Raw genomic sequence first — 13,598 nt, 5'->3', positions numbered from 1 at the left:
AAAAACCTCTAAAAAACTAGAGGTTAATCCATACAAAACAGATAGATATATAAATTTAATACCATGCCCCATCAAAAACACTCAGCATGGTATCGGGCGTAATCCATGGCATTACCGATGAATCATACCCACCAAAATACCACGGTCAAACCGTGCTTGGCGTTGCCAGACATTGCCAAAAATGACTAACCCAAAAACAAAAAAAGTCCGCAATTACGCGGACTTAAGTATGATTTGGTGCCTGTTAATGCCAGACCTTTCTTAAAGGAGCATTATTCCCACTCGATTGTCGCTGGTGGCTTACCTGAAATATCGTAAACAACACGTGAGATGCCATCAACTTCGTTGATAATACGGTTAGATACCTTACCTAGGAAGTCGTATGGTAGATGCGCCCAGTGTGCCGTCATAAAGTCGATGGTTTCTACTGCACGCAGTGATACAACCCAGTCGTATTTACGGCCATCACCCATTACACCTACAGAGCGAACAGGTAGGAATACCGTGAACGCTTGAGATACTTTGTCATAAAGGTCTGCAGCGTGAAGCTCTTCAATGAAGATAGCATCAGCGCGACGTAGCAAGTCACAGTATTCTTTCTTGATTTCACCAAGAACACGAACACCTAGACCAGGACCTGGGAATGGATGGCGGTAAAGCATGTTGTATGGTAGACCTAGCTCTAGACCAATCTTACGAACTTCATCTTTGAACAGCTCACGTAGTGGCTCAACAAGACCCATTTCCATTTCATCTGGTAGACCGCCCACATTGTGGTGTGATTTGATCACGTGCGCTTTACCAGTCTTAGATGCCGCAGACTCGATTACGTCTGGGTAGATGGTACCTTGCGCTAGCCATTTTGCATTTTTTAGCTTTTTCGACTCTTCATCGAATACATCTACGAATACGTGGCCGATTGTCTTACGCTTCTCTTCTGGGTCAGACTTGCCTTTCAGTGCTTCAAGGAAACGATCTTCTGCATCAACTTTGATGATGTTTAGGCCGAACTTATCGCCAAACATATCCATCACTTGTTGGCCTTCGTTTAAACGAAGTAGACCGTTATCGACAAATACACACGTTAGCTTGTCGCCAATTGCGCGGTGCACCAGCATCGCAACAACAGATGAATCCACACCACCAGATAAGCCTAGGATAACTTCGTCGTCACCCACTTGCTCTTTAATGCGAGCAACCGCGTCTTCGATGATAGATTCCGATGTCCATAGACGCTCACAGCCACATACGCCAAGAACAAAGTTCTCAAGCATTTGTAGGCCTCCTTTTGTGTGTGTCACTTCTGGGTGGAACTGAACGCCGTAGTATTTCTTCTCTTCGTTCGCCATCGCAGCATAAGGACAAGTGTCTGTCTCACCAACTTTTACGAAATCGGCTGGGATCTCTACTACTTTGTCGCCGTGGCTCATCCAAACGTCTTGAGTTGCTTCAAGATCTTTAAATAGGGCACATTCACCAGAAACTTTAACCTGAGCGTAGCCAAACTCACGTTCGTTAGAGCCTGCTACTTTGCCACCTAGTTGTTCCGCCATAGTTTGCATGCCGTAACATACGCCAAGTAAAGGAACACCAGAATCAAACACATATTGAGGCGCGCGTGGAGAGTTCTCTTCCGTTACGCTTTCTGGACCACCAGATAGGATAATGCCATCTGGGTTGAATTCGCGAATATCCGCTTCTTCTACATCCCAGCTCCATAGTTCACAGTAAACGCCGATTTCACGTACGCGGCGTGCTACTAATTGAGTGTACTGAGAACCGAAGTCCAAGATCAGAATACGTTGGTCATGGATATTTTTAGTCATTTTGAGCAGTCTTTTTAAGGCTAAGTGATTAAAACCGAGGCGAGTGTACTCGCCTCTTCTTAATGCTTCAAGGAAAAAGCAAACGTTTTCGTTGGGTAATTAGTTCCCTAGACGGTAGTTCGGTGCTTCCTTAGTAATTTGAACATCGTGTACATGAGACTCTTGCATACCAGCACCAGAGATACGTACAAATTCAGCTTTCGTACGCATATCTTCGATAGTTGCAGAACCAGTTAGACCCATGCTTGAACGTAGACCACCCATTTGTTGGTGTACGATCTCTTTTAGACGGCCTTTGTATGCGATACGACCTTCGATACCTTCTGGTACTAGCTTGTCCGCTGCGTTGTCAGACTGGAAGTAACGGTCAGAAGAACCTTGAGACATTGCACCAAGAGAACCCATGCCACGGTAAGACTTGTAAGAACGGCCGTTGTATAGAATCACTTCACCCGGCGCTTCTTCAGTACCTGCAAACATAGAACCAACCATCACACATGATGCGCCCGCTACGATTGCTTTACAGATATCACCTGAGAAACGGATACCACCGTCAGCGATAACTGGAATACCATAATCATTAGCCACTTCTGCCGCATCTGCGATTGCAGTGATTTGTGGAACCCCCACACCCGTTACAATACGAGTTGTACAGATAGAACCAGGGCCGATACCAACTTTCACTGCGCTTACGCCAGCTTCGATTAGTGCTTTAGCACCAGCACCTGTTGCTACGTTACCACCGATGATGTCTAGATCTGGGTAAGCTGCACGTGTTTCACGAATGCGGCTTAGAACACCTTCAGAATGACCGTGTGAAGAGTCGATAAGTAGAACGTCAACGCCAGCTTCAACAAGTGCCGCAACACGCTCTTCGTTACCAGCACCAGCACCAACTGCTGCGCCAACACGTAGGCGACCACGCTCATCTTTACATGCGTTTGGTTTACGTTCTGCTTTGTGGAAGTCTTTCGCAGTAATCATACCGGTTAGTTGGAACTCATCATTCACAACCAATACTTTCTCTACGCGAGCTTCGTGCATTTTCTCTTGCACTTCTTCTCGTGTTGCACCTTCTTTAACCGCTGCCAACTTCTCTTTTGGCGTCATTACTGAAGATACTTTCTTAGAAAGGTCCGTCACAAAACGAACGTCACGACCAGTGATAATACCAACAAGCTCATTGCTCTCAGTGACAACAGGGAAACCTGCAAAACCATGCTTTTCAGTGAGTGCAACAACATCAGCGATGGTCGCGTCAGGGTTTACAGTAACCGCGTCAGTTACCATACCAGCTTCGAATTTCTTAACTTTACGAACTTCGGCTGCCTGCTGCTCAATAGACATGTTCTTGTGGATAAAGCCAATGCCACCCTCTTGCGCTAGCGCGATCGCTAGACGAGCTTCAGTAACAGTGTCCATAGACGCTGAAATCATTGGGATGTTTAGGGTGATGTTCTTAGTTAGCTGAGTGCGAAGATCAGCTGTGTTTGGGAGAACGGTGGAGTGTGCTGGCACAAGTAGTACGTCATCGAATGTCAGCGCTTCTTTGGCAATTCTTAGCATTTGCAATATCTCACAATTAGAGGAGTAAAAAGAACAATCCAATCTCATCGTTTCGCATAATGAGGGTAACCTGTGTTAGCAACAAGCTACATTTGGATTAGATATTGCGGAGGGATTATACGGTTAACGCAATCGCTTGACCACAAATTTTTTAATTTTTTTCTTGCAATTACCCCCTTGCTATGTATTATATTGCCGCTAATTTCCATACTCACGTCTAAGAGATTAGCTGTGCTCTCCAAGACCAATCAAAACATCTTTACTGTTTCTCGTCTCAACGCAGAAGTTCGTTTACTCCTTGAAAACGAAATGGGGATCGTTTGGCTCGTCGGAGAGATATCCAACTTTTCAGCTCCAGTCTCTGGTCACTGGTACCTCACTCTTAAAGACTCTCGCGCTCAAGTTAAATGTGCCATGTTTCGTGGTAACAATCGCCGCGTTACTTTCAAGCCCGCTAACGGTAATCAAGTCCTAGTAAAAGCTCGTCTTTCTCTTTATGAGCCTCGCGGTGACTACCAATTGATCATCGAAAGCATGCAACCGGAAGGTGACGGCCGTCTTCAGCAAGAGTTTGAAGAGCTGAAAATCAAGCTTGCCGCAGAAGGGTTGTTCGCTCAAACCAATAAGCAACCTTTGCCTGAACACCCAAAACGTGTTGGCGTCATCACATCGAAAACTGGTGCCGCGCTTTACGATATCTTAGACGTATTGAAACGTCGTGATCCTTCCCTACCCGTTGTGATTTATCCGACAGTGGTACAAGGTGAAGATGCAGCCATTCAAATCGCACAAGCCATTGGTCGCGCTAACAGCCGTGATGAATGTGATGTGCTAATTGTGGGCCGAGGTGGTGGTTCATTGGAAGACTTATGGTGCTTTAACAACGAGATATTAGCTCGCACGATTGCAGCAAGCCAAATTCCTATTATTAGCGCCGTTGGACATGAAGTCGACGTGACAATAGCTGATTTTGTCGCCGACGTACGCGCGCCTACTCCATCAGCAGCAGCTGAGCTAGTAAGCCGTGATAACAGCCACAAAGATCAAGCTTTAGTTACCCGCCAGCATAAGTTAGCGAGCGCGATGCGTTACTACCTAGCACAACAAAAGCAGCAATCTGCGCAATTAGTGCACCGTCTAGAGAGACAGCACCCAAGCTATCGCTTGCAGCGTCAGACGCAACAGTTAGATGAGTTGGACATGCGCTTACAGCGAGCGATGAGTCGTTTTATTGCCTTGCGTCAACAGCGAATCGAGCGTCAACATTATCGGCTGCAATTAAATTCTCCTGTAACACGCCTTGCCGAGCAGAAGTCGAAGCTAGAACGTGTTGAGCAAAAGCTCATGGATGCAATGGATCGCAAGTTACTGACTATGCGCCATCAACTCGCGATTGCTGCAGAGAAGTTAGACACCGTCAGCCCACTAGCGACATTGAAACGAGGTTACTCAATTACTCAAACTGAGCAAGGTAAAGTAATTACGCAATCTTCAGATGTAAAGTCGGGAGATGTATTGATTACCCGGTTAGCCGAAGGCGACGTTCGTTCTACCGTTAACTGAATACAAACTCTGGTTAACTGACTTTCTGGAACTCAAATCGGACACGTGATTTTGATTTGAGTTCATTACACACATTACAAAAGTAACTCGCAGCACCGCATGCTTGCAGCTTCTCCAGCTCCGCCTCACAATCAGGGCAAAAACCTACCTTTTTAAAATCCGATTCACACTGTGCACAATGGTATTGTCCTGTCCATTCCAGTTCGACATTGCAAGTCGGGCAAATGTTCTGCTGCATATCCCGTTCCTCTCTCTAAACTAAGCAATTTCGAGTAACGCATGCTACTCAAAATAACGAACAAGTATGTTGATCTTCATCACCGCCCCAACAAGTTTCACGAGGCGTTAACCATACTTGATACGTAGGATCTTATACTGATCGTCTGATATTTACTCCTTGATCAGCGATCACCCCTTAAAAGAATATTTATATAACCACACACCGAAAGCATAAGTTACATATTCTGCATTCCAATTTAAGATAGAATAAAAAACCATAGAGAGATTTAATTAAACGAAAAATCAGAATTTAATAAAAAGATCTTATTCAAAAAGCAGTGTTTACATTGGTGTGCATTTCGATAGTTTGAGCGTCGAGCTTAACGAGTTTAACTTGGATAAAAGCAAACTCATTTAAATGGCTCGCATGCGTTCCACCACAAGGGATTACCGCTAATTGACCTTCCCCTAAATCGCACTTCCAATAGCGAGAATCCGTTAATCTATCGCCGTGGCATTCCATGGTGATCATCGCATCTCTTTGAAGCCATTCAACCAGTTGGCCATTCACTTTTTCTGCAATCGCCTGGAGGTCATTCAGCATATCTGCACTGTTTAATCCTCTTTTACGGAGTGTTTTGCCTAAACGGTACGTATCGAGGCACTTGTCTGGAGTGACATAACTAGTAACTTGCGCATAGCTATTAAAGTCATAATAACCATGTGGGTCTTTGCGGTCTGCGTCTTTTCGCCAATAGTCTTCCGATAGTACTTTATTCAACGCCAAATACGCTAAGTGTCCTGCAGTGTGGCCTCGACTCAAAGCATTTTGATAGTCTTTATCTACCGCTAATGTTACCAAGTCATTAATTGCAAATGATTCCGTACGTGATAAAACATGCACGACGACAAACACCCAACCTTCAGCATCACGCTTTACAGGGATGTCACTACCCACATACAAAGCACCACTCTCCCGCTCCACTGCTCCAACTTGGCAATCTACTACGTCATGCTCAGCCCCATTCACCTTCAACGTTCCTTTGTCTGCAGGGTGATCCGGCCATATGTGACTAACGGGATGGAACGGAGTGACATCTGTAATAACGTAAGTCACTTCTTCCGTAGATTGAACGAGCTGTATTTGTGCTTCTAATTGCCATGTTTGATGACAAAAACGAGTCTTTGTTGCTGTGATAGTCATTTTTACGATTACTTTTGATAAAAAAATACCCAAGTAGAAACTTGGGTATTCGAATTTCATTATTTATTGCGGTTTTTCACCATCGACATCATACGTTTGCGTTTACGCTCTTGTGATAGCGTAAGCTTATTCGTACGGTTCTCGTATGGGTTATCACTGTTGTGGAAGTTAATGCGAATCGGTGTTCCCATAATTTCCAGAGACTTACGGAAGTAGTTCATCAGATAACGTTTATACGAATCTGGCAATTCACGAACCATGTTACCGTGGATAACAACGATCGGTGGGTTGTAACCACCTGCGTGTGCGTATTTGAGTTTGATACGACGACCACGAACCATTGGCGGCTGGTGATCATCCACTGCCATCTTCATGATACGCGTCAGTACTGACGTACCCACACGCGTTGTCGCCGAGTTATATGCTTCTTGGATAGATTCAAACAAATGACCAACGCCAGTACCGTGCAGCGCAGAGATAAAGTGGATACGCGCGAAGTCGACGAATCCTAGACGGCGGTCCAGTTCTTTCTTCACACTTTCTTTCACGTCACTGTCTAGACCATCCCACTTGTTAACGGCGATGACAATTGAGCGGCCAGCATTCAGTGCAAAACCAAGCAAGCTTAGGTCTTGGTCTGAAATATTTTCACGTGCATCAATCACCAGTAGAACGACGTTTGCATCTTCTACCGCTTTCAGCGTCTTAACAACAGAGAACTTTTCAACCGTTTCATTGATACGACCACGACGACGAACACCTGCGGTATCAATTAGTACGTATTCGCGTCCATCACGCTCCATCGGGATATAGATAGAATCACGCGTCGTACCAGGCATATCGTATACAACCACACGTTCTTCACCCAGAATACGGTTAGTCAGTGTCGATTTACCTACGTTAGGACGACCGATGATCGCCAACTTAATCGGCTGCTCTTGAAGGCGTTTGAACTCTGCTTCTGCGTCTTCTTCAGTGTAATCTTCAACAAGAGGCTCTTCGTCTTCGAATCCAGTCAGGTCTTCAATCTCACCGTCTTCAGACTCACTTGTTAGTAGATCATCAAAGAATGGAGATAAAGCACGCTCAAGCAAAGCGGTCACACCACGGCCATGAGCGGCCGCAATCTGGTACATATCATCCACGCCGAGCTGCCAAAAGTCAGCACACGCCGCATCGGCATCAATACCATCGATTTTGTTTACTACCAGCATCGCTGGCTTTTCAATTTTACGCAGATGAGCAGCAATTGCTTCATCTGAAGGTGTCAGACCAGCACGACCGTCAACAAGGAACAATACAACATCAGCCTCATCAATCGCGGCTAATGACTGTTCTGCCATCTTTGTTTCCACGCCTTCTTCTGTGCCATCGATACCACCAGTATCAATCACAATGAATTCGTGCTCTTCACCAAGTCTCGCCTGGCCATATTTACGGTCTCGCGTTAGGCCTGGAAAGTCCGCAACCAACGCGTCACGAGTGCGAGTCAATCGGTTAAATAGTGTAGATTTACCTACGTTCGGACGCCCTACTAGAGCTACAACAGGTACCATAACAACCTCTACAATAATCTTTCTTCTGTAGTTATAGGTAACGACTTGCTCGATGCCAAATCAAACCAGCTTTTTACCTATAACCACGTCAGGGTTAATAAATTCAAACAACAAAACGGCTCCTAGCTGTCACCAGCCAGGAGCCGAATGTGAATTATATCACGATATTATTCGTTAATGGTTAGTTTCTTTACATCGCCGTTGCGAGTTGTAATCACATAACCATCCGACAATAACGTCGGGCCAACAGCCAAGCCGCTATCATCGACAAACTGCTGCGCAACAAATTCGCCCGTTGAACGATCCATCCAGTGAAGGTAACCAAGCGTGTCACCGACAACGAGATAATTGCCAACAATAACTGGCGCTGTAAGTTGTCGGTGCTCAAGCAAGCTGTTTTCCCACAACTCAGTCCCGCTTCGTGAATCAACGGCAACAACATGATCTTTTTCCGTTATCACAAAGATGCGACTACCATCTGTAGAAATGTCTGTCGCAGATGAGTAATTACGCTTCCAAATCGGGTTCGCTGAACGCAAGTCAATGGCGATAAGTTGACCATTGTATCCAATGGTGAAAAGAGTACCGCCTAGCACAATTGGCGATGAATCAACGTCAACCAAACGATCAATTTCTGTCGCGCCTTTTGGCGTACCAACAGGCTGTTGCCAAATCAACTGACCACGCTCAACGATAGCAGCTGCGAGTCGGCCATTTGCCGTTCCCCAAAATACACCGCCGCCAATTGCAGTCGGAGTACTGTCGCCACGTAAAGTTAAGTTCGGCACTTCTGTACTCAATGCCCAGCGTTGCTCACCTGTACTCTCATTAAGGGCAATCAACATGCCTCGGCTAGTATTGATGATAATAAGGCCTGAATCTGCAACTGGCTTCGCCAGTACCTCACCACCAACTTTTACACGCCAAACAATTTCACCTGTTTCTTGGTCAAGAGAGATGACTTCACCATTCTCAGAGCCAATGTAAAGGTTTCCGTATGCCGCTGTGATACCACCAGAGAGACGAGCAATGACATCTTCTTCTAGGTCCGTTTGCCAACGTTGTTTACCATTCTCAGGATCCAGCGCTTTTACTAAGCCATCACGACTTGCCACGAACAATGTATCATTCGCAAATACAGGGGATAGTTTTGAAAAGTAATGACCAACACCATCGCCAACCGACGTGCTCCACTCACTACTGGTTGTAAACTGACTGTCTACCTGAGGTAGTGGCGCCATTACAATGGTGTCTTTCTCACCTGCACAACCGGCAAGTACTCCCATTGTTAACGCCCCTAGCAAGGCTTTCTTAAAGACTCTTTTCATCCAATGCGGTCCTTATTTCGCCAGATCGTCCAATTTCATTTGTAGTGTCGGGCTTGCATCTGCCGCTTGCTGAGCTTCAGTATACGCAGCGTACGCAGCATCTTTGTCACCTTGGCGAATCGCAATATCGCCACGAAGTTCAGCAATACGACCTGTCCATGCTGTATCAGTGACGTTACTTAACTCTGCCGTTGCAGCGTCGAAGTTACCCATTTCCGTCTCAATACGCGCAATGCGGTAACTAATCAATGGTAACAACGCAGCATCTTGAGTGTTGCTTTGCGCCCACTTCAGTTGCTCCAATGCAGCAGAAAGGTCTTGAGCTTCAACTTGTGCTTTAGCAAGTTGTAGCGCAGCCAATACTGAATATTCTTTTACTTCATTTGACTCAATGAAAGCTTTCACGTCAGCTTGAGCATCAGTGCCTTTGTCTTGCAAAGCATTCATTGCTGTCGTGTAGCTTTGAGAAGCTGCTTCACTCGCCTGAATCACAGAATCCTGGTAGTAACGCCAGCCAAATAGACCACCTAAACCAACAACCGCACCGATGATGACGGCTTTGCCGTTTTCCTTCCACCAGTCTTTAATGGCTTCAACTTGTTGTTCTTCAGTATCGTAAAGTTCCACTTCCTGTCCTCTTAAAACATGTAAATGGCAGCTTAGCTGCCATTGTTCCTATTTCGTTTAAAGGCTCCACATTTGGGAGCCTTAGCTTACGAACTAGGATGTAATTTTGTTAGATTACTAAAAGACTTAAATCAGTGCTGCGATCTTTTCTGCAACTTCTGCTTGGTTGTAAGTCTCTTGCTCACCACCAGCTAAGTCTTTCAGTACTACGGTATTATCCGCAACTTCGTTTTCGCCCAGAACCAATGCTACAACAGCACCAACTTTGTCTGCGCGTTTAAACTGTTTCTTGAAGTTACCGCCACCGAAGTGATTCATCACACGAACGCCTGGAACAGACTCGCGAAGCTGTTCTGCTAGCTTCATTCCTGCCATCATGGTGCCTTCACCCGCTGTGACTACGTACACGTCAACACTGCGACGAACGTCTGTCAGTTCCAACGTTTCTAGCATCAGTACTAGACGCTCTAGGCCCATTGCAAAGCCAACCGCTGGTGTTGGTTTACCACCTAATTGCTCTACAAGGCCATCGTAACGACCACCGCCACATACAGTGCCTTGAGCACCTAGGCTCTCAGTGATCCACTCAAATACCGTGCGATTGTAGTAATCCAGACCACGAACTAGACGTTCGTTAACTGTGTATTTGATACCTGCGGCGTCTAAAAGTTCACATAGACCTGCGAAGTGTGCTTTAGATTCTTCACCCAAGTAATCTGAAAGGCGAGGCGCATCACCTAAAATAGCTTGAACGTCTGGGTTCTTCGTATCCAAAACACGCAGTGGGTTCGTGTGCATGCGACGCTTACAATCTTCGTCTAGCACATCAATATGTTGCTCAAGGAATGCAACCAGTGCAGTACGGTAGTCTGCGCGGTCTTCTTGAGAACCGATAGAGTTCAGCTCAAGACGAACATGTTCATTGATACCTAGCTCACGCCATAGACGCGCCGTCATCATGATAAGCTCTGCATCAACATCTGGACCATTTAGACCAAACACCTCAACACCACACTGGTGGAATTGACGGTAACGACCTTTCTGCGGACGTTCATGGCGAAACATAGGTCCCATGTACCACAGACGCTGTTCATCACGGTTGATAAGGCTGTTTTGAATACATGAACGTACACAACCCGCCGTACCTTCAGGGCGAAGTGTTAGGCTGTCGCCGTTACGGTCATCAAAGGTGTACATTTCTTTTGAAACGACGTCTGTTTCTTCACCAACAGCGCGGCTGAATAGGTTTGTTTCTTCAACGATTGGCATGCGCACTTCGTTATAACCGTATGCGCTAATTACATTTTTCACTGTGTTTTCTAGTTTTTGCCACAGTGGCGACTGAGTTGGGAGGCAATCGTTCATGCCTCGAATTGCTTGAATTGTTTTTGCCACAATACTTACCGTAATTCTCGTTGAGATTAATCTTGTACTTTAACTTCGATGCGGTTTTCGCCATTCATCATAGCTGCTTTCGCACGGATCTTAGCTTCTAGCTTATTCACAAGGTCATCGTTATCAAAGCGCTCTTTCTGGCGTTTACCATCTTCGTAGAATGCGCTCTTCTTGTTACTACCTGCTAGACCTAAGTGAGAAACTTCTGCTTCACCAGGGCCGTTTACCACACAACCGATGATAGACACATCCATTGGCGTGATGATGTCTTCTAAACGTTGCTCCAGTGCATTCACCGTACCAATCACATCGAATTCTTGGCGTGAGCAGCTTGGGCACGCAATAAAGTTGATGCCTCGAGAGCGAATGCGCAGAGATTTAAGGATGTCGAAACCGACTTTGATTTCTTCAACTGGATCGGCAGCCAAAGAGATACGCAGCGTATCGCCTATCCCTTCAGATAACAGCATACCTAAGCCAACAGATGACTTAACAGCGCCAGCTCGAGCACCACCCGCCTCTGTTATACCTAAATGAAGAGGCTGATCGATTTTCTTCGCCAGCAGACGATATGAATCCACCGCAAGAAAAACGTCTGAAGCTTTCACGCTAACTTTAAATTGGTCAAAGTTAAGACGATCGAGATGATCTACGTGACGCATCGCAGATTCAACCAAGGCTTCTGGCGTAGGCTCACCGTATTTCATCTGTAGATCTTTTTCCAAAGATCCACCATTGACACCAATACGGATCGGGATATTTTTATCGCGAGCGCAATCAACAACAGCGCGAATGCGCTCTTCATTGCCGATGTTACCTGGGTTGATACGTAAACAGTCAACTCCGTACTCCGCAACTTTCAGCGCGATACGATAGTCGAAATGAATATCAGCCACTAATGGTACAGAAACTTGCTGTTTAATCAGTTTGAAAGCTTCTGCTGCGTCCATCGTAGGTACAGAAACTCGAACGATATCTGCGCCAACTTTTTCTAGTGCTCGGATTTGAGCGACTGTCGCTTCTACGTCAGTCGTGCGAGTGTTAGTCATTGACTGTACTGCAATTGGCGCACCATCACCAATTGGCACATCACCCACATAAATACGCGTCGATTTACGACGAATAATTGGAGATTCGTGTTGCATAATTTTTTATAACGGTAGAGTGAATCTAGCTACTTTGCCTGAAGTATACCCAGAAAGGTCGACAGGTTCACTTGCAAATGTCATTGTAACCCCTTCCGGTGCGCCCAATATCACTTTAAATGGCGCTTTTCCGGTAAGTTCTACATCTTGTCCTGGCTTATGAGTACCACTTACCAGCGTTTTACCATTGGTGTCTTTTACTTGAATCCAACAGTCCGCTTTAAACTTCATAGTAAGAAGTGTCATGCCTTCAGGTACTACTGGCGCAGGCTGTTCCTCTTCCGCCGCTTCAATCACGGCAACAGGTTCTTCAGAATCTACGCTTGTTGTATTTTCAGTTTCAGTCAGCAAAGGATCCGCCCCTTGCTCAACGGATGCTTCAGTCGATTCAGCAACGCCTTCATTAGTTGAAGCAACTTCTTCAGGAGTGCTTGCGATTAACTCTTCAGCCGTCATCAAATCGATATCAGCTAATTCTTGAGCTGTGGGCTGCGGCGCTTCAACACTCGAATCCGTTACTTCCTTAGTTAGGCTATTCTCTTGTTGGTTTTGCCACCACCATGCCGCTGAAATGCCAATAATGACCAGCCCGATAACCCAAGTAAGGAGCATAATACGGCTATTGTGCTTCTCGTCTTTTGTTTTACGAGAGAAGCTTTGCATTTCAATTTCTTGCTCTTGAGGCTGAGCATCTGCAGTCTGCTCTAACGCCGTCAAAACCACCTTCTCATCAAGACCTACGAATTTAGCGTAAGAGCGTAAGTAACCACGCGTAAATGTCGCGACTTGTTGAGATTCAAATCGGTTATTTTCAATATCTTCAATCACAGAAATGCGAAGCCTCAGGCGATCGGCAACTTGCTTTTGGCTCATTCCCAAGGATTCACGTTTGTTTTTCAGTAATGTGCCAGCTTCAATAGAGAGTGGCACTTCATTCGTATTTTCGTGTTCTGTCATAATGGCGGTATTTAATCTGTTTTAGTGGCTAACGTGGTCATGTATTTTCGTTATTGTTCTTAAGCCTCTTTAAAGATAGCTAGCCTAAACGCGTTAACCAAAAATAATAATTTTAAGAAACTCTCAGCGATCTGAGTGCGAATACCCGTTTTGCAAAAATCAGCAAAACGTATGTGAGAAAGTGCTGAGAATTATCGGTGTCATCGTTAGTG

Annotated in this window: 11 protein-coding genes; 1 reads left to right on the top strand and 10 read right to left on the bottom strand. The window is 45.5% G+C overall.

The window, feature by feature from the left end:
• Nucleotides 1–272: 272 nt before the first annotated feature.
• Nucleotides 273–1,826, bottom strand: coding sequence for a glutamine-hydrolyzing GMP synthase (gene guaA / locus ACZ5ZC_RS10890; RefSeq protein WP_005391523.1), 1,554 nt, complete (start codon nucleotides 1,824–1,826; stop codon nucleotides 273–275).
• 99 nt (nucleotides 1,827–1,925) lie between these two features.
• Nucleotides 1,926–3,392 (bottom strand): IMP dehydrogenase, encoded by a 1,467-nt coding sequence (guaB, locus tag ACZ5ZC_RS10885; protein WP_005391524.1) that lies wholly within the window; start codon nucleotides 3,390–3,392, stop codon nucleotides 1,926–1,928.
• A gap of 231 nt (nucleotides 3,393–3,623) precedes the next feature.
• Here guaB and xseA point away from each other — a divergent pair, with 231 nt between their 5' ends.
• A complete protein-coding gene (gene xseA, locus ACZ5ZC_RS10880) occupies nucleotides 3,624–4,955 on the top strand; it encodes an exodeoxyribonuclease VII large subunit (protein WP_054868182.1) in 1,332 nt (443 codons plus the stop codon).
• Between the two features lie 13 nt (nucleotides 4,956–4,968).
• Here xseA and ACZ5ZC_RS10875 read toward each other — a convergent pair whose 3' ends face one another.
• The 8 genes from ACZ5ZC_RS10875 to rodZ all read right to left on the bottom strand — a co-directional run bounded on the left by ACZ5ZC_RS10875 (nucleotide 4,969) and on the right by rodZ (nucleotide 13,386).
• On the bottom strand, nucleotides 4,969–5,193 hold the full coding sequence (locus ACZ5ZC_RS10875) for a zinc ribbon domain-containing protein (RefSeq protein WP_005381691.1): 225 nt from the start codon (nucleotides 5,191–5,193) through the stop codon (nucleotides 4,969–4,971).
• Between the two features lie 309 nt (nucleotides 5,194–5,502).
• Nucleotides 5,503–6,378 carry an alanyl-tRNA editing protein gene (locus ACZ5ZC_RS10870; RefSeq protein ID WP_464931914.1) on the bottom strand — a complete coding sequence of 292 codons (876 nt, stop codon included), beginning with the start codon at nucleotides 6,376–6,378 and terminating at the stop codon, nucleotides 5,503–5,505.
• Nucleotides 6,379–6,437: 59 nt separating this feature from the next.
• Nucleotides 6,438–7,934 (bottom strand): ribosome biogenesis GTPase Der, encoded by a 1,497-nt coding sequence (gene der, locus ACZ5ZC_RS10865; RefSeq protein ID WP_005381694.1) that lies wholly within the window; start codon nucleotides 7,932–7,934, stop codon nucleotides 6,438–6,440.
• A gap of 167 nt (nucleotides 7,935–8,101) precedes the next feature.
• Nucleotides 8,102–9,262, bottom strand: a complete 1,161-nt coding sequence (bamB, locus tag ACZ5ZC_RS10860) for an outer membrane protein assembly factor BamB (protein ID WP_005381696.1) — start codon at nucleotides 9,260–9,262, stop codon at nucleotides 8,102–8,104.
• A gap of 12 nt (nucleotides 9,263–9,274) precedes the next feature.
• A complete protein-coding gene (locus ACZ5ZC_RS10855) occupies nucleotides 9,275–9,889 on the bottom strand; it encodes a YfgM family protein (RefSeq protein WP_005381697.1) in 615 nt (204 codons plus the stop codon).
• 126 nt (nucleotides 9,890–10,015) lie between these two features.
• Complete coding sequence (hisS, locus tag ACZ5ZC_RS10850) at nucleotides 10,016–11,284, bottom strand: histidine--tRNA ligase (protein WP_005381698.1); 1,269 nt, start codon at nucleotides 11,282–11,284, stop codon at nucleotides 10,016–10,018.
• A 26-nt stretch (nucleotides 11,285–11,310) separates the two neighbouring features.
• Complete coding sequence (gene ispG, locus ACZ5ZC_RS10845; protein WP_005381699.1) at nucleotides 11,311–12,429, bottom strand: flavodoxin-dependent (E)-4-hydroxy-3-methylbut-2-enyl-diphosphate synthase; 1,119 nt, start codon at nucleotides 12,427–12,429, stop codon at nucleotides 11,311–11,313.
• A 6-nt stretch (nucleotides 12,430–12,435) separates the two neighbouring features.
• A complete protein-coding gene (rodZ, locus tag ACZ5ZC_RS10840; RefSeq protein ID WP_005381700.1) occupies nucleotides 12,436–13,386 on the bottom strand; it encodes a cytoskeleton protein RodZ in 951 nt (316 codons plus the stop codon).
• Nucleotides 13,387–13,598 lie beyond the last annotated feature (212 nt).

The organism is Vibrio sp. JCM 18905 (genome assembly GCF_055393305.1).
The sequence above is the reverse complement of the archived record's forward strand: the minus strand, read 5'-3'. Positions and strand labels throughout refer to the sequence as shown.

What these genes read in the sequence shown, in the direction of transcription:
- guaA (WP_005391523.1), bottom strand. Translation starts at nt 1,826, where the DNA reads ATGACTAAAAATATCCATGACCAACGTATTCTGATCTTGGACTTCGGT.
- guaB (WP_005391524.1), bottom strand. Translation starts at nt 3,392, where the DNA reads ATGCTAAGAATTGCCAAAGAAGCGCTGACATTCGATGACGTACTACTT.
- ACZ5ZC_RS10875 (WP_005381691.1), bottom strand. Translation starts at nt 5,193, where the DNA reads ATGCAGCAGAACATTTGCCCGACTTGCAATGTCGAACTGGAATGGACA.
- ACZ5ZC_RS10870 (WP_464931914.1), bottom strand. Translation starts at nt 6,378, where the DNA reads ATGACTATCACAGCAACAAAGACTCGTTTTTGTCATCAAACATGGCAA.
- der (WP_005381694.1), bottom strand. Translation starts at nt 7,934, where the DNA reads ATGGTACCTGTTGTAGCTCTAGTAGGGCGTCCGAACGTAGGTAAATCT.
- bamB (WP_005381696.1), bottom strand. Translation starts at nt 9,262, where the DNA reads ATGAAAAGAGTCTTTAAGAAAGCCTTGCTAGGGGCGTTAACAATGGGA.
- ispG (WP_005381699.1), bottom strand. Translation starts at nt 12,429, where the DNA reads ATGCAACACGAATCTCCAATTATTCGTCGTAAATCGACGCGTATTTAT.
- rodZ (WP_005381700.1), bottom strand. Translation starts at nt 13,386, where the DNA reads ATGACAGAACACGAAAATACGAATGAAGTGCCACTCTCTATTGAAGCT.